Annotated in this window: 19 protein-coding genes; all 19 read left to right on the forward strand. The window is 54.3% G+C overall.

The genetic code is table 11. From position 1 onward, the window contains the following. Nucleotides 1-19 precede the first annotated feature (19 nt). The 19 genes from ACLU9Q_RS17605 (at nucleotide 20) to ACLU9Q_RS17695 (ending at nucleotide 20,452) form a co-directional block, all read left to right on the forward strand. Nucleotides 20-481 carry a GNAT family N-acetyltransferase gene (locus tag ACLU9Q_RS17605; protein WP_296840612.1) on the forward strand — a complete coding sequence of 154 codons (462 nt, stop codon included), beginning with the start codon at nucleotides 20-22 and terminating at the stop codon, nucleotides 479-481. Between the two features lie 76 nt (nucleotides 482-557). Continuing rightward, nucleotides 558-1,244 carry an HAD family hydrolase gene (locus tag ACLU9Q_RS17610; protein ID WP_296840614.1) on the forward strand — a complete coding sequence of 229 codons (687 nt, stop codon included), beginning with the start codon at nucleotides 558-560 and terminating at the stop codon, nucleotides 1,242-1,244. A 5-nt stretch (nucleotides 1,245-1,249) separates the two neighbouring features. Further along, nucleotides 1,250-1,807, forward strand: coding sequence for a DUF2284 domain-containing protein (locus ACLU9Q_RS17615; protein ID WP_296840624.1), 558 nt, complete (start codon nucleotides 1,250-1,252; stop codon nucleotides 1,805-1,807). Between the two features lie 55 nt (nucleotides 1,808-1,862). Then, the gene (locus ACLU9Q_RS17620; protein WP_296840617.1) at nucleotides 1,863-2,114 is read left to right on the forward strand and encodes a YabP/YqfC family sporulation protein; all 252 of its coding nucleotides are present in this window, start codon (nucleotides 1,863-1,865) and stop codon (nucleotides 2,112-2,114) included. Continuing rightward, complete coding sequence (locus ACLU9Q_RS17625) at nucleotides 2,087-3,406, forward strand: sporulation protein YqfD (RefSeq protein ID WP_296905969.1); 1,320 nt, start codon at nucleotides 2,087-2,089, stop codon at nucleotides 3,404-3,406. Before ACLU9Q_RS17620 ends, ACLU9Q_RS17625 begins: the two co-directional genes overlap by 28 nt. Further along, entirely contained in the window at nucleotides 3,403-4,425 is a 1,023-nt protein-coding gene (locus ACLU9Q_RS17630) for a PhoH family protein (RefSeq protein WP_296841166.1), read from the forward strand. The genes ACLU9Q_RS17625 and ACLU9Q_RS17630 overlap by 4 nt, the downstream gene beginning before the upstream one ends. Beyond that, complete coding sequence (gene ybeY, locus ACLU9Q_RS17635; RefSeq protein WP_296841169.1) at nucleotides 4,422-4,922, forward strand: rRNA maturation RNase YbeY; 501 nt, start codon at nucleotides 4,422-4,424, stop codon at nucleotides 4,920-4,922. The genes ACLU9Q_RS17630 and ybeY overlap by 4 nt, the downstream gene beginning before the upstream one ends. 27 nt (nucleotides 4,923-4,949) lie before the next feature. Next, nucleotides 4,950-6,050, forward strand: a complete 1,101-nt coding sequence (locus ACLU9Q_RS17640; protein ID WP_296905972.1) for a DUF3048 domain-containing protein — start codon at nucleotides 4,950-4,952, stop codon at nucleotides 6,048-6,050. 25 nt (nucleotides 6,051-6,075) lie between these two features. Beyond that, entirely contained in the window at nucleotides 6,076-7,740 is a 1,665-nt protein-coding gene (locus ACLU9Q_RS17645) for a polysaccharide biosynthesis protein (protein ID WP_296905975.1), read from the forward strand. Between the two features lie 37 nt (nucleotides 7,741-7,777). After that, entirely contained in the window at nucleotides 7,778-8,626 is an 849-nt protein-coding gene (gene proB / locus ACLU9Q_RS17650; protein WP_296839212.1) for a glutamate 5-kinase, read from the forward strand. 15 nt (nucleotides 8,627-8,641) lie between these two features. Beyond that, entirely contained in the window at nucleotides 8,642-8,884 is a 243-nt protein-coding gene (locus tag ACLU9Q_RS17655; protein ID WP_296839202.1) for a DUF896 domain-containing protein, read from the forward strand. Then, nucleotides 8,865-9,413 (forward strand): 5-formyltetrahydrofolate cyclo-ligase, encoded by a 549-nt coding sequence (locus tag ACLU9Q_RS17660; protein ID WP_296839200.1) that lies wholly within the window; start codon nucleotides 8,865-8,867, stop codon nucleotides 9,411-9,413. Before ACLU9Q_RS17655 ends, ACLU9Q_RS17660 begins: the two co-directional genes overlap by 20 nt. Next, nucleotides 9,410-10,660 carry a glutamate-5-semialdehyde dehydrogenase gene (locus ACLU9Q_RS17665; RefSeq protein WP_296839198.1) on the forward strand — a complete coding sequence of 417 codons (1,251 nt, stop codon included), beginning with the start codon at nucleotides 9,410-9,412 and terminating at the stop codon, nucleotides 10,658-10,660. Before ACLU9Q_RS17660 ends, ACLU9Q_RS17665 begins: the two co-directional genes overlap by 4 nt. 80 nt (nucleotides 10,661-10,740) lie before the next feature. After that, entirely contained in the window at nucleotides 10,741-12,186 is a 1,446-nt protein-coding gene (gene miaB / locus ACLU9Q_RS17670; protein WP_296839195.1) for a tRNA (N6-isopentenyl adenosine(37)-C2)-methylthiotransferase MiaB, read from the forward strand. A 19-nt stretch (nucleotides 12,187-12,205) separates the two neighbouring features. Next, entirely contained in the window at nucleotides 12,206-14,833 is a 2,628-nt protein-coding gene (mutS, locus tag ACLU9Q_RS17675) for a DNA mismatch repair protein MutS (protein WP_412625699.1), read from the forward strand. Nucleotides 14,834-14,867: 34 nt separating this feature from the next. Then, nucleotides 14,868-16,961: a DNA mismatch repair endonuclease MutL gene (gene mutL / locus ACLU9Q_RS17680; RefSeq protein WP_296839192.1), complete on the forward strand. Its 2,094-nt coding sequence runs from the start codon at nucleotides 14,868-14,870 to the stop codon at nucleotides 16,959-16,961. A 1-nt stretch (nucleotide 16,962) separates the two neighbouring features. Continuing rightward, complete coding sequence (gene miaA, locus ACLU9Q_RS17685) at nucleotides 16,963-17,928, forward strand: tRNA (adenosine(37)-N6)-dimethylallyltransferase MiaA (RefSeq protein ID WP_296839189.1); 966 nt, start codon at nucleotides 16,963-16,965, stop codon at nucleotides 17,926-17,928. Further along, the gene (locus ACLU9Q_RS17690; protein ID WP_296905984.1) at nucleotides 17,910-19,208 is read left to right on the forward strand and encodes an aminotransferase class I/II-fold pyridoxal phosphate-dependent enzyme; all 1,299 of its coding nucleotides are present in this window, start codon (nucleotides 17,910-17,912) and stop codon (nucleotides 19,206-19,208) included. The genes miaA and ACLU9Q_RS17690 overlap by 19 nt, the downstream gene beginning before the upstream one ends. Next, on the forward strand, nucleotides 19,205-20,452 hold the full coding sequence (locus tag ACLU9Q_RS17695) for an NAD(P)/FAD-dependent oxidoreductase (RefSeq protein WP_296905985.1): 1,248 nt from the start codon (nucleotides 19,205-19,207) through the stop codon (nucleotides 20,450-20,452). Before ACLU9Q_RS17690 ends, ACLU9Q_RS17695 begins: the two co-directional genes overlap by 4 nt. Nucleotides 20,453-20,462 lie beyond the last annotated feature (10 nt).

Below are 20,462 nucleotides of genomic sequence, written 5' to 3' on the forward strand. Positions count from 1 at the left end.
ATTACATATGGAGACAAATATGAACATACTTATCAGAAACGCAAAACCGGAAGACTATGAAGCAGTCGAAAGCATCATGCGGCAGGTGCATCGGATGCATGTCGACTGGCGGCCGGATATCTACAAATACAATGAACCGGTGCTTCCGCAGGAAATGTATGCGCAGGCACTGAAGGACGAGACTTTTTTCGTTGCAAAATACAATGAAGTGGTTGCCGGGATTTTGTTTATCCAGTACCAGCGTATCGAAAATCCGAATTTGCTTACAAGAAATATCATTTTTGTGGATTCGATGGCAGTCGATGAGAACTATCGCGGAAGAGGCATCGGACATGCCTTTTTCGATTTCCTTAAAAAGTTAAAGCTGCAGAAAGGATGCGACGGCATCGAGCTGCAGGTAAACGCCCTGAATAAGGCTGCCTATAAAATGTACACAGATTACGGATTCAGGGAAAGCTCTGTTAATATGGAATTGTTATGAAAATCCTGTGAGACATCTGCAAACAGGACTGGATAAACGGGTCATACATATAATCTTGAAACAGAAGGAGGCTTCTATGCACTACAAATATATTTTATTTGATCTTGACGGAACGATCACCGAATCGGGACCGGGAATCATAAATTCTGTGCGCTATGCCGTGCAGAAAATGGGGTATCCGGTACTGCCGGAAGAGACGCTGCGGAAATTTGTCGGACCGCCGCTGGCGGATTCCATGCAGAAATACTGCGGCATGACGCCCTCAGAGGCCAAAAAGGCGATCACGCTTTACCGGGATTACTACACGTCGAAGGGCATATTTGAAAACAGCCTTTATCCGGGCGTGGAGGATATGCTAAAGGCGCTGAAGGATGGCGGCAAGGTACTTGCGCTTGCCACCTCAAAGCCGGAGCTGTTTGCGAAACAGATCCTGGAATATTTCCATATCGACGACCTTTTTACCGTGATCTGCGGCGCGTCCATGGACGAAAAGCTGGTGGAAAAAGCGGCGATCATCACAAACGCACTGCAGGCGCTCGGCATTGATGAGATGCACAAAAAAGATGTGCTGATGGTCGGCGACCGCGAGCATGACGTGCTTGGCGCAAAGGCGAACAATCTGGATACGCTCGGCGTACTCTACGGCTACGGAGATCTGCCGGAATTACAGCAGGCGGGCGCCGCCTATCTTGCACAGACGGCAGGGGAAGCGGCGGATATGATTCTCGGCGCTTCCGGAAAATCACAGGAAACAGGTAAGTGAGCATCATGAATAACTTGCAGAAAGAAAATGAAATAGACGACTTCATCAGTCAATATCCCGTCTGCCAGTACGCCGTCCTTGATGCGGCGGAGGTTCCCTTTTCCGAAAAGGTGCGGCACATCTGTAAGACAGAATGCGGACGCTACGGGAAATCCTGGTCGTGCCCGCCGGGTGTCGGAGAAGTGGCGCAGTGCCGCGAACGGTGCTTAAAATACGACAGGGTACTGGTCTTTACCACGCTCGCCGAGGTAAGCGACGCTTCCATCCTTTCGGAAACGCTCGCCACCCGCGCAGGACATGAGGAAATCACGCGCGCCCTCGTAAAAGAGCTGAAAGCGCGCGGGGCAGTCTGCCTGCCGCTCTCCAGCGAATCCTGCCAGATCTGTGAGCGATGCGCCTATCCGGAAGCCTGCCGCCATCCGGACTATGCGATCCCCTGCATCGAAAGCTACGGCATCCTCGTCACGGAAATCGCCGAAAAATGCGGCATCGACTTTCTGTATGACGCGCACACCGTCACCTGGTTCGGACTGATTTTTTTCTCATATGAAAACCAGTGCTAATTTCCCGCACCCCTCATATACTGTTTAATAAAAAGCAAAGATAGTGGGGAGTTCGATGAAGAAGCTTGCCTCGGCGATGGGGATTCCGGAGGATTTGTCCGATAAGGCGGTGCTGCTGGAGATGACCGGACAAAACGCCCTGCGGGTGGAAAATTATCTGGGGATTATCGAGTATTCGGATTCGCGCCTGCTGCTGCAGTGCAAAAACTGCCGTCTGGAAATCTGCGGACGGCATCTGTTTATCGAGTCCTATGCGCGGGATGAGCTGCAGCTTCGCGGATGTATCGAACAGATACACTATTTCTGAAAGGAGAGATTTGTCTGGTCAGACAGCTTCTCCGTCTTGGAAAAGGGTATGTCAGGATTCATATGTGCGGCGGCTCCTGTGAGCGTTTCCTAAATCTCTGCGCCAACCACCGGATTTTCCTGTGGAACGTCCGTCCGGTGCAAAAGGGCTATGAGGGGAATATCTCTCTGAAGGATTTCTTTTTGCTGAGGCCTCTGGCAGCAAAATGCCGCACCCGCGTGAGAGTATGTAAAAAATGCGGGCTTCCTTTTTTTCTGAACCGCCACAGGAAGCGCAAGGTATTTGCCGCCGGGCTTCTTGCCAGCGGATTTTTCATTTTTTTCCTGTCCTGTTTCGTGTGGAATATCTCAATCGATGGAAATGTGAGCATCAGCCGCCCGGTGATAATGGAGTACCTGATGCAGCAGGAGATCGGCTATGGTACGCCAAAGCGCGCAATCGACTGCAAGCAGCTCTCCGCTGACCTCAGAAATGACTTTCCCAATCTGACCTGGGTGTCGGTAAAGCTCTCCGGCACAGAGCTTTCCATCAACGTGCAGGAAAATACGGATGCCGCCGGCGGGACGGGGCAGTATCTGTCCGCAGCCGGCCAGTCTGACGGTACAGCGGACGACGACCCTTTTGCAGCCGTCCCCAGTGATCTGGTCGCAGACGAGGGCGGTACCATCGTGAAGATGATTACCCGCGAGGGTACGCCGCTTGTAAAAGAGGGCGATGTGATCACGGCGGGTGACAGCCTTGTCAGCGGAGAGCTGGCGATTACCGACGACAGTGATACGGTCGTTTCTTATCGCTACTGCACGGCGGACGCCGATGTCTACATCCAGACTACTCTGCCGTATCACGATGAATTTCCGCTCATCCACGATACGCCGGAGTACACCGGAAGGAAGCGCTACGGTTTTTACATAAAGCTTTTTGGCAGGTTTTACGGCGTCGATCTTGGGATAGATGCCTTTGAGACGGCGGACATTATCGGCAGGGAGCGTCAGCTTTGCCTTTTTCAGGACTTTTATCTGCCTGTCTCGGCAGGAATCCTGCGGGCGCAGGAGTACCGGATTTTTGCCGGAGCATACACAAAAAAAGAGGCATTAGACCTTGCTGAAGCGAACCTGCAAAAATTTCTAACAGAAAATGAAGAAAAAGGGGTTCAAATATTTGAAAATGATGTTAGAATAGAAATAAGTGCGACCACCTGTCAGGCAGACGGTACCATTACCGTTATCAAAAAAACAGGCAGGCATGTGCGCACAGAAAAAACGGACCTCCGACAGGAAGGAACAGATGAATGAGTATTGTGGAAACAGTTGTGGAGATTCCGTCCCGGCTTGAGAGCAACGTGTTCGGCCAGTTTGACCAGCACGTGAAAAAAATTGAAAAGACGTTAAACGTCACCGTTATCGCGCGGGAGGGAACCATAAAAATACTTGGAAGTGCACAGGCGTCGAAAAAAGCGGCGGATATCCTTACGCAGCTTCGCCGCCTTGCTGAGGCCGGAAATGTCATTACCGACCAGAATGTAGACTATGCGCTCGCGCTTTCCTTTGAGGACAAGGAGAGCGCTATCGTAGAGATCGACCAGGATATCATCTGCCACACCATCAATGGCAAGGTGATCAAGCCCAAAACGCTCGGCCAGAAGGAGTATGTGGATGCGATCCGCAAAAAAATGATTACCTTCGGCATCGGTCCGGCGGGTACCGGAAAGACGTACCTTGCAATGGCGATGGCGATCCAGGCGTTTAAGAACGACGAGGTGGGAAGGATCATTCTCACGCGTCCGGCGATCGAGGCAGGTGAAAAGCTCGGCTTTCTTCCGGGCGACCTGCAGAGCAAGGTCGACCCCTATCTGCGGCCGCTCTATGACGCGCTCTATCAGATCATGGGCCCGGAGAGCTTCCAGAAAAACATGGAAAAGGGGCTGATCGAGGTCGCTCCGCTCGCCTACATGAGAGGGCGGACGCTCGACAATGCCTATATCATTCTGGATGAGGCGCAGAATACGACGCCCGCGCAGATGAAGATGTTTCTCACGCGTATTGGTTTTGGCTCAAAGGTAGTCATCACCGGCGATATGACGCAGAAGGATCTGCCGTCCGGCGCGCAGTCCGGGCTGGATGTGGCGGTGAAGGTGCTCGGAAAGGTGGAGGAGATTGCTTTCTGCACGCTGACCAGCAAGGATGTTGTGCGTCACCCGCTGGTACAGAAGATTGTACAGGCATATGAGGAATACGAGAAAAAGCAGCGCCCGGAAAGAGCGCCGCGCGTGAAAAATGTGTACGCCGGGAACCGGCGGGGAGGCGGAAGATGACGATTTATATGGAAAAGGAATGCGGCAGAGAACTTCCGTTTGACTGGGAGGCTGCTGCGAAAGAGGTTGTAGAGGCTGTGCTGGACTATGCGGAGTGTCCGTATGAGGCGGAGGTTTCCGTCACGCTCACGGACGATGCTGAAATCCGCGTGATCAATCGCGAGCAGCGCGGGATCGACGCTTCCACCGACGTGCTCTCCTTTCCGATGGTCGACTATGAGATACCGGGAAATTTTGATTTTCTGGAGGATGAGCCTGCGGACTGCTTTCATCCGGAGAGCGGCGAACTGATGCTTGGCGACATCGTGATCTCGCTCGACCATGTATACGCGCAGGCCAGGCAGTACGGTCATTCCCTGCTGCGCGAGTACGCATTTCTGATCGCGCACAGTATGTTCCATCTGATCGGCTACGACCACATGACGCCGGAGGAAGCGGCGGAAATGGAAGAAAAGCAGCGGGAGGTTCTGGAAAGACTGAATATCACGAGGGATTAAACATAATTTTTTTAAGGAGGAAGTATCATGAAAAAGAAAATTTTCACAGCAATGGCAGCGCTTGGCATCTCGGCAGTCTGCATGTTCGGAACAACGGCAGGAGCTGAGGATTCCTTCAATCCGTCCTGGCGGGAAACTCCCACGCGCAGCGGGGCGCTCCTGGAGACGCCGGACGCAAACGGGCAGGTGCGAAGCTTCCTTACCGGAAAGCTGACGGACGCATCCATCGCGCAGGTCCGCCCGATGTCGGTGATGATCAACAACATTATCGACGCGATGCCGCAGGCAGGCATTTCCAGGGCCGATGTGGTATATGAGGCGCCGGTGGAAGGGGAGATCACGCGTCTCCTTGCGATTTTTGAGGACTATGCAGATCTGGAAAAAATAGGGCCGGTGAGAAGCTGCCGCGACTATTTCATCGACTTTGCGATGGAATTTGACGCGATCTACACGCATTACGGACAGGCGGTTTATGCCTATGATCTCCTGAATTCCGATATGCTGAACAACATCAGCGGTCTGCAGTACCAGGACGGCGTCGGCGAGATTTACGGCTACGCCGGAGAAGATATTTTCTACCGCACGGATGATCGTCCGGCTCCGCACAACGCCTACACCAGCTACAGCGGACTGATGACGGCGGTTGAGCGCAACGGCTACAGTATGCAGTATGCGGACGATTACAGCGGACATTTTCTGTTTGCGGAGGACGGTGAGCGCGTTTCCTACACAGACGGCACAGCTGCCTACATCCGTCCGAGCCTTTACAGCAATAATCCGTACTTTGAGTATGACGCCGCGAGCGGGCTTTACATGCGCTTCCAGTACGGCGATCAGCAGATCGACGAGCTGACCGGCAGCCAGCTCGGATACGACAATGTAATCATCCAGTACTGCCCGGTGCGCGCGTATGACGACAACGGCTACATTGATATCGACACCCATTCCGGCGGTTCGGCAATTCTGTTTACGAACGGCACCTACCAGAATGCCACCTGGAGCAAGGACAGTAACTACGGCGTTACCAGATATTACGACGCTTCCGGAAATCAGCTGAAGATCAACCAGGGCAAGACCTGGATCTGCATTGTACAGGATACGAAAAACGGTGACACACTGATCCAGTGATCGCCGCGCGGGAGGAAACAGGCAAGTGGAAAGTAAGAAAAACAAATCAAATTTTTTAGTGCAGGGAACAATCCTGGCGGTCGCCGCGATCGTTGCGAAAATTATCGGTATGATCTACCGCATCCCGCTTTCCCGGATTCTGGGGGACGAGGCGTACTCTTATTATGGAACGGCAAACGAGATTTACACGATCCTGCTCATGATCTCCACCTTCAGCCTGCCGCTTGCGGTGTCAAAGATGGTATCGGAAAAGGTCCATCTCGGCGAGTGGAAAAATGCACAGAAAATTTTCCGCTGTTCCATGAAATTCGCGCTCGTGAGCGGGGCAGTTATGTCGATTCTCTGCTTCCTGCTTGCCGACGTTATTACCGGGACCATTATGAAGGTGGGAAGCGCAGCCTACGCGCTGCGCGTGCTTTCCATCGCGATTTTTCTGTTCGCGATCACCGGCGTACTGCGCGGATTTTTCCAGGGACATGAGACGATGGTCCCGACCGCCGTTTCGCAGGTGATCGAGCAGATCGTCCACGCGGTGGTTTCCATCGTGCTGGCGGCTGCTCTTTTAAACTACGGGCGCTCCCTTACCGGCAAGGATGAGACGTATGCCTCCGCGCTCGGCGCGGCGGGCGCAACGGCGGGCACGGTTGCCGGCGTTTTAGTGGCGCTCATCATGCTGCTTGTCGTGTACGTCTCCTTCCAGAAATCGTACCGCAGGCGGATGAAAAGCGATACGACAAAGCATCTGGAATCTGACCGAGATATTTATTATGCGATCATCATGACGATCCTCCCGGTTATTCTGAGCACGCTGCTTTACAACATCAGTCCGTCGCTTGATCAGGGAATCTTTAACAACATTCTGGCGGCGCAGGGCTACACCAGCCAGCAGTACAATACCATTTACGGTATCTATTTAAGCAAATACCGCGTTCTGATGAATGTACCGCTTGCGCTTGCTTCGAGCCTTTCGCCCTCAGTGGTGCCTACGCTCACCGCCGCGATGGTGGACGGAAATTATAAGGACGCGCGCTTAAAGGTGCGCTCTACCATGCGCTACACTATGATCCTCACGATCCCGTGCGCAGTCGGCATGGCGGCGCTCGCGCATCCGATCATGGCGCTGATTTATAACGACTGGCGCGCGCTTCCGGCAGGCATCATGCAGGCAGGTGCACTGATGATCGTGCTTTTCGCGATCTCCACGCTTTCTACCGCTGTGCTGCAGGGCATCGGACGCATGAAGGAACCGGTGATCAACACCGCGATCTCGCTTGTCATCCACGTGATCGTGCTTGTCGTTCTGCTCAAGCAGTTCCGGCTGAATATTTACGGTGTTGTCTATGCGAACACGCTGTTCGCCTTTATCATCTGTATTCTGAATGGACTTTGCATTAAGCGTCACCTGCGCTACCGTCAGGAGCTGCGCAAGACGTTCCTGATCCCGCTGATCGCGTCGGCGGTGATGGGCGTTGCCGCATATCTGATCCACTATGCGATCAACAGTCTGATGAACATCCTGTTCGTGGACTGGGCATCAAACATGGTCGCAACCATCATTGCGATCCTTGCGGGCGCGACGATCTACGTATTTCTGCTGATTAAGCTGCGGGGCATCCGTGAGAGTGAGATCGCAAACCTTCCAAAAGGAGAGCTGATGGTGCGCATACTGCACAAAATCCATTTCCTGTAAAGACTACAACGACTATCAGAAAAGGCAGGAAGAAACTGTGGACTACAGAGAACGCTTAAAAGAAAAAAAACGGATCATCATCAAAATCGGCTCGTCCTCGCTTACCCATGCAGCGACCGGGGCGCCCGATCTTACAAAGCTGGAAATTCTTGTGCGTGAGGTGTGCAACCTGCGCAACATGGGCAAGGAGGTAATTCTTGTATCCTCCGGCGCGATCGCCGTGGGGCGCAGCGCCATCGGCATCAAAGAACGCCCGGACAGAGTGGACGTCCAGCAGGCGTGCGCGGCGATCGGACAGGCAAAGCTGATGATGATCTATCAGAAGCTTTTTGCGGAGTACGGGCATATGGCGGCGCAGGTTCTGATGACGAAATATACCATGACCGACCCCGTCAGCAGGCAGAACGCTTTTAACACGTTCCGAGAGCTTTTATATCTCGGAGCGGTTCCGATCGTAAATGAGAATGACACGGTGGCGACCTACGAGATCCAGTTTGGCGACAACGATATGCTCTCGGCGCTGGTGGCATCGCTGACGGAGGCGGACCTTCTGATTCTGCTTTCCGATATCGACGGCCTGTTCACCGACGATCCGCACAGCAATCCGGACGCGCGCTTCATCAGTCTGGTAGAAAATCTGGACGAAAGCTTTTTTCAGATGGGGAAAAATACCAGCAGCAGCGGCGTCGGTACCGGCGGCATGAGCGCGAAGCTGGCGGCGGCAAGGATCGCCACCTCATCGGGCGCGGATATGGTTATCGCAAACGGCGCCGATTTTCACATTATACATAAGATCCTGGAGGGCAGGGAGCTAGGCACATTATTTGCCGGAAAAAAAGATCCCTGGTTCTCCCTGGTGGATTATCTTGGAAGAGATCATCACTAAATAAAGGAGACGGCTATGGGCATCACAGACGAAAAGATTGCAAGGATCAACGAGCTTGCGCGCAAATCAAAGGCGGAAGGGCTGACAGAGAAGGAGCGCATGGAGCAGGCGGCGCTCCGTCAGGAATATATCGCCGCGATCCGCACGAATCTGCGCGGTCAGCTTGACAATATCAACATCCAGGAAAAGGATGGCAGCATCACCAACCTGGGGGAAAAATACGGAGCGCGGTCGGACTATGGAAAAAAAGGAAATTAGAAAAGTAGTTTTTGGAAGACGACGGGAGGCAGATCCCCGGAAAATGCTGGCAGACAGTGAAATTATCTGCAAAAAAGTAATGGAGACAGAAGCGTTTCAGAATGCTTCTGCCGTTTACGTTTATATGGACTGTAAGGGAGAGGTGTGCATAAGGCCTCTCCTTGAAACTGCCTGGAGGCTTGGCAAAAAGACGGCGGCTCCGCGCGTGACGGGACCGGGAGAGATGCGCTATTATTATATTTCTTCCTACGACGACCTTGCTCCTGGCTATTATCAGATACCGGAGCCGGTCACGCAGGAGGAGGCGCACGATGAGACGGCGCTTCTGATCGTTCCGGGCGTGGCATTTGACAAAAACCGGCACCGCTGCGGCTACGGACAGGGCTTTTACGACCGTTACCTCGCCGCCCACACCAGCCACCCGACGATCGCACTTGCCTTCGATTTTCAGATCATGGAGGAGGTGCCGGCAGACGCGTTTGACAGACTGCCGCAAATACTGATTACCGAGAAGGAGGTATTTCAATGAAGCTTTCACTGAATGAGATTGGAATGCGGGCAAAGGCGGCAGAGCAGCCGCTGCGCACGCTCGGACGCACGACAAAGGACGCCGCACTTTTAAAGGCGGCGGAGGAGCTGATCGCAAAGACTGACATACTGCTCGCAGCAAATGAACAGGATATCAGAAAGGGCGAGGAGAACGGTATGCGGCCGGGCATGATCGACCGCCTGCGCCTGACGCCGGAGCGCATTTTAGGCATGGCGGAGGGGCTTCGGCAGCTCGCCGGGATGGATGACCCCATCGGGGAGGTCATCGGCATGAAACGCCGCCCGAACGGACTGCTGATCGGGCAGCAGCGCGTTCCGCTCGGCGTGATCGGCATTATCTACGAATCACGCCCGAACGTAACTGCGGACGCCTTCGGGCTATGCTTTAAGGCGGGAAACGCCGTTATCTTAAAGGGCGGCAGCGACGCGCTGCATTCGAATATCGCCATTGTGCAGGTCATCCGTGACGCGCTTGCCTCCTGCAGCGTAACGCCGGATGCGATCCAGCTCATTGAGGATACCGACCGCGAGACGACCGCCGCATTTATGAAGCTGAATGAATACGTGGATGTGCTGATCCCGCGCGGCGGAGCAGGACTGATCAGGGCGGTGGTAAACAACAGCACGATTCCCGTGATCGAGACCGGCACCGGCAACTGCCACATTTACGTGGATGAGAGCGCCGATCTTACGATGGCGGTCGATATCATTTTCAACGCAAAAACGCAGCGCATCGGCGTCTGCAACGCCTGCGAGTCGCTTGTCGTGCATGAGCACGTTCTTGATAAGCTGCTTCCGGCCCTGAAAGCACGTCTTGATGAAAAACAGGTGGAGCTGCGCGGCGACGCGCCGGTCTGCCAGGTGTTATCCGACGCAAAAGCGGCGACGGAGGAGGACTGGGGCACGGAATACCTCGACTATATTCTCTCCATCAAGACTGTTTCTTCGCTCGATGAGGCAATCGCGCACATCAACCGCTACAATACAGGGCATTCCGAGGCGATCATCACGCAGGATTATGCGAATGCACAGCGTTTTTTAAATGAGATCGATGCGGCAGCGGTGTATGTCAACGCTTCCACGCGCTTCACGGACGGCTTTGAATTCGGCTTTGGCGCAGAGATCGGCATCAGCACGCAGAAGCTTCACGCGCGTGGACCGATGGGACTTCTTGCGCTCACCTCGACGAAATATATTATCTACGGAAACGGACAGGTGCGCCCATAGCCGCGTGTATGTACCGGTTGATACGAACGCACGGAAAAAGCTTTACTGCAGTTTAGAAAGGGACAGAAAATCAGAAAAGAATGTACAATAAAATCAATCTGGATGAAATAAATTTAACACAGGAACCGCCTGCCGCAGAACCGGAGAGACAATACTACTTTATGGCAAAATGCCGTGCGCTTGTGCAGTCGCTTTCCGAAAGGCTTGGCAGGCAGGCGACGGCGTGCACAAAAACCTTCGGCTGCCAGATGAACGCCCGGGACAGCGAAAAGCTTGCCGGGATCCTGGAGCTTGTCGGCTATGAGATCACAGAGGATGAACACGCGGATCTTGTCATTTACAACACCTGCACGGTGCGCGAAAATGCCAATTTAAAGGTGTACGGCAGGCTTGGCGTCCTCGGAAATATGAAGAAAAAGCAGCCGCACAAGCTGATCGCGCTCTGCGGCTGTATGATGCAGGAGCCGACAGTGGTCGAGAAGATCCGCAAAAGCTACCGCTTTGTAGACCTGGTGTTCGGCACGCATAATATTTATAAATTCGCAGAGCTGCTTGCAAACTGCCTGGAAGGGGAAGGCATGATCATCGACGTCTGGAAGGACACGGATAAAATCGTGGAAAACCTTCCGGTGGAGCGAAAATATCCTTTCAAATCCGGGGTAAACATCATGTTTGGCTGCAACAATTTCTGCAGCTACTGCATCGTGCCGTATGTGCGCGGACGGGAGCGCAGCCGCGAACCGCGGGAAATCCTGCGCGAGATCGAGCGCCTTGCCGCCGATGGGGTGGTGGAGGTGATGCTGCTCGGACAGAACGTCAACTCCTATGGAAAAAATCTGCCGGAGCCGATGAGCTTTGCGCAGCTTCTCAGAGAGGCAGAAAAAATCGACGGCATTGAGCGCATCCGCTTTATGACGTCGCACCCGAAGGATCTATCCGACGAGCTGATCGAGGTGATGGCGTCGTCGAAGAAGATCTGCCGCCACATGCACCTGCCGCTGCAATCAGGCAGCAGCCGTATTTTAAAGATCATGAACCGCAGATACACGAAAGAGCAGTACCTTGCCCTGGTGGAAAAGCTGCGCCGTGCAATCCCGGATATTTCTCTGACGACAGATATTATCGTGGGATTTCCGGGTGAGACGGAAGAAGATTTCGAGGAGACGCTCGACGTTGTGCGCCGGGCGCGCTATGACAGCGCTTTCACCTTCATCTACTCGAAACGCACCGGAACGCCTGCCGCAGCCATGGAAAACCAGGTGCCGGAGGCGGTTGTAAAGGAGCGCTTTGACCGCCTGCTCACACTTGTGCAGGACATCTCGAAGCAGATGGCGGAAAGACTGACCGGACAGACGCTGCCGGTGCTGGTCGAGGAAATCAACAGCCAGGACGCCTCCCTTGTGACCGGCAGGCTCTCAAACAATCTGCTGGTGCATTTTCCGGGCGGTGCGGATCTGATCGGACAGATCGTGGATGTGCGCCTTCTGGAATGCAAGGGCTTTTACTATATAGGAGAGAGGTACTAACGTGGAACAAGTGACACCAATGATGCAGCAGTACCTGGAAACGAAGAAAAATTATCCGGACTGTATCTTATTTTACCGGCTCGGCGATTTTTACGAGATGTTTTTTGATGATGCGCTGGTCGCGTCAAAGGAACTGGAAATCACGCTGACCGGCAAAAACTGCGGGATGGAGGAGCGCGCGCCGATGTGCGGCATCCCCTATCATGCCGTGGACAATTATTTAAACAAGCTGGTCTCAAAGGGCTATAAGGTCGCGATCTGTGAGCAGATGGAGGATCCGAAGCAGGCAAAGGGTATTGTAAAGCGCGACGTGATCCGCATCGTCACGCCTGGCACAAACTTAGACAACCTCGCCCTGGACGAGACGAGGAACAACTATCTGATGTGCATCGTCTGCATGGCGGATAAATTCGGCGTTTCCATCGCCGATATCTCAACGGGCGCCTATCTGGTGACGGAGCTGGATTCGTCGCGCAAGCTTACGGATGAAATTTTCAAATTTTCCCCAAAGGAGATCATCTGCACGCAGGCGCTCCTGATGAGCGGCGTCGATGTGGAGGATTTAAAGGAGCGGCTCGGCATCGCCGTCTACACGCTGGAGGACTGGTATTTTGACGATGATCTCTGCCGACAGGCGCTGAAAAAGCATTTCCGGACGGAAAGCCTCGACGGACTGGGGCTTGGCGATTTTAACTGCGGTGTGATCGCGGCAGGCGCGCTTTTGCAGTATCTGATCGAAACGCAGAAGACGTCCATCAGCAATCTGACAAAGCTTACGCCCTACACCAGTGGGAAATATATGGTGCTTGACAGTTCTACCAGGCGCAACCTGGAGCTTTGCGAAACCCTGCGTGAAAAGCAGAAGCGCGGCTCCCTGCTCTGGGTACTTGACAAGACAAAGACGGCGATGGGCGCGCGTCTGCTGCGCAGCTTTATCGAACAGCCTCTCATCGACATCGACGAGATCGAGCGCCGCCAGGAGGCGGTTGCAGAGCTGAAGGCGAATGCGATCGCGCGTGAGGAGATCCGCGAATACTTAAATCCGGTGTATGACCTGGAGCGTCTGATCAGCAAGATCAGCTACCAGACGGCTAATCCGCGCGATCTGATCGCGTTTAAAAGCTCGCTTTCCATGCTGCCGCATATCAGATACATTATGGGCGATTTTAAGAGCAGTCTTCTTTGCAATGTGCGCGATGATATTGACGTGCTGGAGGACCTCTGTGAGCTGGTGGAGCGCGCGATTATCGAGGAACCGCCGATCTCTATTCGCGACGGCAATCTGATCCGCGACGGATTTCACGAGGAGGTGGACCGTCTGCGCCAGGCAAAGACGGAAGGGAAAACCTGGCTTGCCGATCTGGAGGCGAAGGAGCGCGAAAAGACCGGCATCAAAAATATGAAGATCAAGTACAACCGGGTGTTTGGCTATTACCTGGAGGTCACCAACTCCTATAAGGATCTGGTGCCGGATTATTATACAAGAAAGCAGACGCTCGCGAACGCCGAGCGCTATATCACGCCGGAGCTGAAGGAACTGGAGGATATCATCCTCGGGGCGGAGGATCGTCTCGTTTCGCTGGAATACGAGTTATTCTGCGAGGTGCGCGATAAGATTGCCGGAGAGATCCTCCGCATTCAGAAGACGGCAAAGGCGATCGCCGGGATCGACGTTTTCGCGTCGCTGGCGCTGGTTGCCGAGCAGAATAACTATGTCTGCCCGAAGATGAACAGCCGCGGGCTGATCCAGATCCATGACGGACGTCATCCGGTCGTGGAAAAAATGATAAAGAACGATATGTTTATCGCAAACGATACGCTCCTGGACAACCACAAAAACCGTATTTCCATTATCACGGGGCCGAATATGGCGGGAAAATCCACGTACATGCGCCAGACGGCGCTGATCGTGCTGATGGCGCAGATCGGATCGTTCGTGCCGGCGTCGGATGCAAAGATCGGCATTGTCGACCGTATCTTTACACGCGTGGGGGCATCGGACGACCTCGCCTCCGGGCAGAGTACCTTTATGGTGGAGATGACAGAGGTGGCAAACATCCTGCGCAACGCGACGGCGGACAGTCTGCTCGTGCTTGATGAGATCGGGCGCGGCACCAGCACCTTCGACGGACTGAGCATTGCCTGGGCAGTAGTGGAGCATATCAGCAATCCGAAGCTTCTCGGAGCAAAGACGCTGTTTGCCACTCACTATCACGAGCTGACAGAGCTGGAAGGCAAGCTGTCCTCGGTAAATAATTACTGCATCGCCGTCAAGGAGCGCGGCGACGACATTGTTTTCCTGCGGAAGATCGTAAGGGGCGGCGCGGACAAGAGCTATGGCATCCAGGTGGCAAAGCTTGCAGGCGTGCCGGACAGCATCATCGAGCGCGCGAAGGAGCTGGTGCAGGAGCTGAGCGACGCCGATATCACAGAAGCGGTGCACGAGGCGAAAACCGAGGGAAAGACTGCAAAGCCGAAAAAGAAAAAATATGACCAGGTCGATCTCGACCAGATGACCTTATTCGATACGGTAAGCGACGAGGACGTTCTGAACGAGCTAAAGGAAATCGAGATATCCACCCTGACGCCGATCGAGGCACTGAATGTGCTGAACCGGCTGCAGAGCAGATTAAAGAACCGCTGGTAGGGGATCCACAAAAGAAAATGGAGCATGATTCATTATGAGAGAAATTGCAGTGCTCGATGAGCAGACAATTGACAAAATAGCAGCCGGAGAGGTGATCGAGCGCCCGGCTTCCATCGTGAAGGAGCTGGTGGAGAATGCGATTGATGCCGGAGCAAACGCCGTCACGGTGGAGATCCGGGACGGCGGCATCTCCCTTATCCGTATCACTGACAACGGCTCCGGCATCGAGGCAAGGCAGGTGCCGGTTGCATTCCTGCGCCACGCCACCAGCAAGATCCGCAAGGCGGACGATCTTCTGGATGTCACGTCGCTTGGATTCCGCGGCGAGGCGCTCTCCAGCATCGCGGCGGTCTGCCAGGTGGAGCTGATCACGAAAACAGCGGATAGTCTGACCGGCGTGCGTTATCTGATCGAGGGCGGCAAAGAGAAAAGCCTGGAGGAGATCGGCGCACCCGACGGAACGACGTTTCTGGTGCGCAACATCTTTTACAATACCCCGGCGCGGAAAAAATTTCTGAAAACGGCGCAGACCGAGGCGGGCTATATCAGCGACATGGTGGAGCATATCGCGCTCTCGCACCCAGAGGTTTCGTTTAAGTTTATCTCCAACAACCAGACAAAGCTTCATACCTCCGGGAATCATCAGCTAAAGGATATCATCTATCATGTCTACGGGCGCGATATCGCGGCGAATCTGATCGAGGTGGACGCCGGAAATGATTCTGTCCGCATAAACGGCTTTATCGGAAAGCCGGTGATCTCCAGAGGCAACCGCAACTACGAAAATTACTTTGTAAACGGGCGCTATATCCGCAGCAGCATCATCGCAAAGGCGATCGAGGACGCCTATCATACGTTTATGATGAAGCATAAATATCCTTTTACGGTGCTGCATTTTACGATTGACGGAAATCTGCTGGATGTCAACGTGCATCCGACAAAAATGGAGCTGCGCTTCGCGGAAAATGAACGCATGTATCAGCTTGTTTATGAAACAGTACGCAGCGCGCTTTCCCAACGGGAGATGATCGTGCAGGTAGGTGTCGGCAAGGATGAGCCTCAGAAAAAAGAAGAGCCGAAAGGCAGGATCCACGTGGCAGAGCCATTTGAGACGATGCGGCGCAGAATGGAGCAGACAGACTCCCAGGTGCGCGAGCGCCTGGCATATACGACAAATGTGCCTGCAGACAATGTTCCGCCTTCGCCGGAAGCAAAGACGGGGCGTCCCCTGCCCGATCCGGCGCCGCAGACGGGACAGGAGACACTGCAGACAGAGCGCACAATTCCCAGGCTCGTCCCCCGGTTTTCTGCGCGGACAGAGACAGCGCCTGCAGTGGATGTACCTGCAGCAATGACGGCGCCCGCTGTGACAGAAACGACGATAACGCCGGTAAAGTCTCCTGAAAATTCTCCTGAAAATGCGGAAGCAATCTCCGGGGATATCCCGGAGTGGGAGAGAGCTGCGCTCAATCCGCAGCCATCTGCCCCCGCCGACTTAAAAGGCGAACAGATGAGCCTTTTCGAGGATAAGCTGCTCTCGAAGGAGCATGTAAAAGAGCACCGCATCATTGGGCAGGTGTTTGACACTTACTGGATCGTACAGTTCCAGGACAAGCTGTTTCTGATCGACCAGCACGCGGCGCACGAAAAGGTTCTCTACGAGCGCATGAAAAAATCTATGGCGAACCGCGAATTTACCTCGCAGATTTTAAATCCGCCGATCATCCTCACCTTGAATATGGCGGAGGCAGCGCTGCTTGAGAAATACCGGGAGCGCTTTAACGAGATCGGCTTTGAGATCGAGGAATTCGGCGGGCGGGAATATGCTCTGCGCGCCGTTCCCGATAATCTGTTCGGGCTTGCCGATAAGGAGCTGTTTCTGGAAATGCTGGACGGGCTTGCCGCGCAGACGGATGCGCTCAGCATTGAAACGATCGATGACAAGATCGCGACCATGTCCTGCAAGGCGGCGGTGAAGGGAAATTCACGTCTGTCAACGGCAGAGATCCACGCGCTCATCGACGAGCTGCTTACTCTGGAAAATCCCTACAACTGCCCGCACGGCAGACCAACCATCATCTCCATGTCGAAATATGACCTGGAGAAAAAGTTTAAAAGGATTGTTTAGTATGACAAAAAAACCGTTACTGATCCTCACCGGTCCGACGGCGGTCGGCAAAACGGCGCTGTCTATTGCGCTGGCAAAGGCGGTCGGCGGCGAGATCATTTCCGCAGATTCCATGCAGGTGTACAGAGGCATGGACATTGGATCGGCAAAAATCACCCGCGAAGAGATGGACGGTGTGCCGCATTATCTGATCGACGAGCTGGAGCCGGAGGAGGAATTTCACGTTGTCCGTTTCCAGGAGCTTGCAAAAAAATATATGGAGCAGATTTACGCAAAGGGGAAGATCCCGATTCTGGTCGGCGGCACCGGCTTTTACATCCAGGCGGTGCTTTACGACATTGACTTTACACAGAATGAAGGCGATGGCAGCTACCGCAGGGAGCTGGAGCTGCTTGCAAAAGAAAAGGGAAACGAATATCTTCATGCGATGCTCGTCTCCGTGGACGAAAAGGCGGCGCAGGAAATCCACGCAAACAATGTAAAGCGCGTGATCCGCGCCCTGGAATTTTATCATGAAAGCGGAAGTCCTATCTCTGCGCACAACGAGGCGCAGAGGCATAAGGAATCCCCCTACAACGCCGCCTATTTCGTGCTGAACGAAAACCGGCAGACGCTTTATGCGCGGATCGACCAACGCGTGGATGAAATGCTGGAAAATGGTCTGCTGGACGAGGTACGCGACCTGAAAACGCGCGGCTGCACCGCCAAAATGGTCTCCATGCAGGGACTCGGCTATAAGGAAATGCTGGATTATCTGGACGGTAACTGCACCTATGAGGAAGCGGTTTACCGCCTGAAGCGCGACACGCGTCATTTTGCGAAGCGCCAGATCACCTGGTTCAAGCGTGAGCGCGACGTCATCTGGCTGCAAAAAGAGGATTTTGGCGGAAGCGGGGAGATCCTCGCCTATATGCTGGATTTTATAGAACATCAGAGAGGAATAGCATTATGTCACAAAATGCAATAGAAGAAATGTATGCGGAGCTTGGCATCAGCCGCCAGGTATTCGCTTTCGGACAGAAAATTGAGCAGGAGCTGCTTCCACGGTTTGCCAAAATACAGAAAACCGCGGAATATAATCAGTTAAAGGTAGTGCGCGCCATGCAGAAGTGCCGCGTCAGCGCGGAATGCTTCCAGTCCGGTACCGGCTACGGCTACAACGATATCGGGCGCGACACCCTGGAAGAGGTTTACGCAAACGTGTTCCACACCGAAGCGGCGCTTGTGCGCGCACAGATCACCTGCGGAACGCATGCGCTCGCCGTGGCGCTCGCCGGAAACCTGCGCCCCGGCGACGAGCTTTTGTCCATCTCCGGCAAACCCTACGACACGCTTGAGGAGGTGATCGGTATCCGCCCCTCAAATGGCTCGCTGGCTGAGTACGGCGTCAGCTACCGCCAGGTGGATCTGCTCGCGGACGGAAGCTTCGATTTTGACGGCATCCGGGCGGCGATCCGGCCGAATACAAAGCTGGTGGAAATCCAGCGATCCAAGGGCTATCAGACGCGCCCGACGCTCTCCGTGCAGGCGATCGCGGAGGCGATCCGGTTTGTGAAGAACGTCAATCCCGACATTCTGATCCTGGTGGATAATTGCTACGGGGAATTTGTTGAGGAGGAAGAACCGAGCGATTTCGGAGCCGATATGGTAGTCGGCTCTCTGATCAAAAACCCCGGCGGCGGGCTTGCGCCGATCGGCGGCTACATTGCAGGCACGAAAAAATGTATCGAAAATGCGGCGTACCGCCTGACCTCTCCCGGTCTCGGACGCGAGGTGGGCGCGTCGCTTGGCGTAAACCGCGATTTTTTCCAGGGACTTTTTCTGGCGCCGACCGTAGTGGCGGGCGCGCTCAAGGGTGCGATCTTTGCCGCAAATATCTACGAACGCCTGGGCTTTAAGGTTGTGCCGAACGGCACGGAGGATCGCCATGACATTATCCAGGCGGTAGAATTCGGCACGCCGGAGGGACTGGTTGCTTTCTGCGAAGGCATTCAGTTTGCCGCTCCTGTGGACAGCTATGTAACGCCGGAGCCGTGGGCGATGCCGGGCTACGACAGCGACGTTATCATGGCGGCCGGCGCTTTTATCCAGGGTTCTTCGATCGAGCTGAGCGCCGACGGACCGTTAAAACCCCCGTATGCCGCTTATTTCCAGGGCGGACTTACCTGGGAGCACGCAAAGCTCGGCATTCTGCGCTCTCTGCAGCGCCTTGTGGAGAAGGGCATTGTTTCTCTGGAGGAACTATGAAAAAAATAATCGTGATCGGCGCCGGAGCCTCCGGTATGCTTGCCGCGATCACTGCGGCGCGGCAGGGGGCTTCGGTTACCCTTTTAGAGGGGATGGAAAAGCCTGGAAAAAAATTGCTCATCACCGGAAGCGGCCGCTGCAATCTTACCAATCTGCGGCAGGAGAGCACATGCTACCGCGGAGCGGACGCCGAATTTGTCGGGAACGTTCTTAAGCAATTCACTGTCTCTGATACGCTCTCTTTTTTCCGGGAAATCGGGCTGCTGACAATCGCGCGCGACGGCTACGTTTATCCCGTCACCGGGCAGGCATCCTCCGTGCTGGAAGTGCTGCTGCTGGAGATAAAGCGTCTCGGTGTAAAACTGAAATGTACGGAGAAGGTGCTCTCTATCGAAAAAAACATGCTTTTCCGTGTGCGGACCGCCGGGTGGACATATGAGGCGGACGCGGTGATCCTTGCCGCCGGTTCTAAGGCGGCTCCTGCTACCGGTTCCGACGGAAGCGGCTATGCGCTTGCAAAGAAGTGCGGTCACTCACTTGTGACGCCGCGGGAAGCGCTCGTTCCGCTCACTATCCGTGAGAGCTGGATAAAAAAACTTTCCGGACTTCGAATGCAGGCGGCCGTCACCTTAGAGGGACACACTGAAAAAGGAGAGCTGCAGTGGACGGACACCGGTATCTCCGGCATCGTCGTTTTCCAGCTCAGCCGCTTCGCGGTGCGCGCGCTTGCAGAGCGCCCGGGCGTGACTGGCGGAAAAACAAAAAGCGTCCCCGTGCAGCTTGACCTGCTCCCTTCTGTTTCTGCTGAGGAATTGTTTAACCATTTAGCAAACCGAAAAGCACTGCAGCCGGACGGATGCAGCGCTGAGAGCCTGCTTGCCGGTGTTTTTGCGAAAAAAGCGATCGCGCCTCTTTTGCAGGCTGCCAAAATCAACCCCTCTGAAAAGGCAGCAAAGTTAAGCGATAAGGATCTTCACCGGCTGGTAACTACCGTCAAGCAGCTTACGCTTACTGTATCCGGCAGCAGATCCTTTGAGCAGGCACAGGTCTGCCAGGGCGGCGTATGCTGTACGGAAATACATCCGCAGACGCTGGAATCCCGGAAAATGCCGGGGCTTTATATTGTCGGGGAGCTGCTTGACGTAGACGGCATCTGCGGCGGCTACAATCTCCAGTGGGCGTGGGCGAGCGGCTTTGCGGCAGGCAGGGCGGCAGCAGCCCGGCAGTCCTGCTCGCAGGAATGAAACTTTGGAA

The sequence above is a fragment of the Marvinbryantia sp. genome, assembly GCF_047017445.1.
Classification (GTDB): domain Bacteria; phylum Bacillota; class Clostridia; order Lachnospirales; family Lachnospiraceae; genus Marvinbryantia.

Coding starts and splice junctions, on each gene's coding strand:
- ACLU9Q_RS17605 (WP_296840612.1), top strand. CDS start 20: ATGAACATACTTATCAGAAACGCAAAACCGGAAGACTATGAAGCAGTC.
- ACLU9Q_RS17610 (WP_296840614.1), top strand. CDS start 558: ATGCACTACAAATATATTTTATTTGATCTTGACGGAACGATCACCGAA.
- ACLU9Q_RS17615 (WP_296840624.1), top strand. CDS start 1,250: ATGAATAACTTGCAGAAAGAAAATGAAATAGACGACTTCATCAGTCAA.
- ACLU9Q_RS17620 (WP_296840617.1), top strand. CDS start 1,863: ATGAAGAAGCTTGCCTCGGCGATGGGGATTCCGGAGGATTTGTCCGAT.
- ACLU9Q_RS17625 (WP_296905969.1), top strand. CDS start 2,087: ATGTATCGAACAGATACACTATTTCTGAAAGGAGAGATTTGTCTGGTC.
- ACLU9Q_RS17630 (WP_296841166.1), top strand. CDS start 3,403: ATGAGTATTGTGGAAACAGTTGTGGAGATTCCGTCCCGGCTTGAGAGC.
- ybeY (WP_296841169.1), top strand. CDS start 4,422: ATGACGATTTATATGGAAAAGGAATGCGGCAGAGAACTTCCGTTTGAC.
- ACLU9Q_RS17640 (WP_296905972.1), top strand. CDS start 4,950: ATGAAAAAGAAAATTTTCACAGCAATGGCAGCGCTTGGCATCTCGGCA.
- ACLU9Q_RS17655 (WP_296839202.1), top strand. CDS start 8,642: ATGGGCATCACAGACGAAAAGATTGCAAGGATCAACGAGCTTGCGCGC.
- ACLU9Q_RS17660 (WP_296839200.1), top strand. CDS start 8,865: ATGGAAAAAAAGGAAATTAGAAAAGTAGTTTTTGGAAGACGACGGGAG.
- ACLU9Q_RS17665 (WP_296839198.1), top strand. CDS start 9,410: ATGAAGCTTTCACTGAATGAGATTGGAATGCGGGCAAAGGCGGCAGAG.
- miaB (WP_296839195.1), top strand. CDS start 10,741: ATGTACAATAAAATCAATCTGGATGAAATAAATTTAACACAGGAACCG.
- mutS (WP_412625699.1), top strand. CDS start 12,206: ATGATGCAGCAGTACCTGGAAACGAAGAAAAATTATCCGGACTGTATC.
- mutL (WP_296839192.1), top strand. CDS start 14,868: ATGAGAGAAATTGCAGTGCTCGATGAGCAGACAATTGACAAAATAGCA.
- miaA (WP_296839189.1), top strand. CDS start 16,963: ATGACAAAAAAACCGTTACTGATCCTCACCGGTCCGACGGCGGTCGGC.
- ACLU9Q_RS17690 (WP_296905984.1), top strand. CDS start 17,910: ATGTCACAAAATGCAATAGAAGAAATGTATGCGGAGCTTGGCATCAGC.
- ACLU9Q_RS17695 (WP_296905985.1), top strand. CDS start 19,205: ATGAAAAAAATAATCGTGATCGGCGCCGGAGCCTCCGGTATGCTTGCC.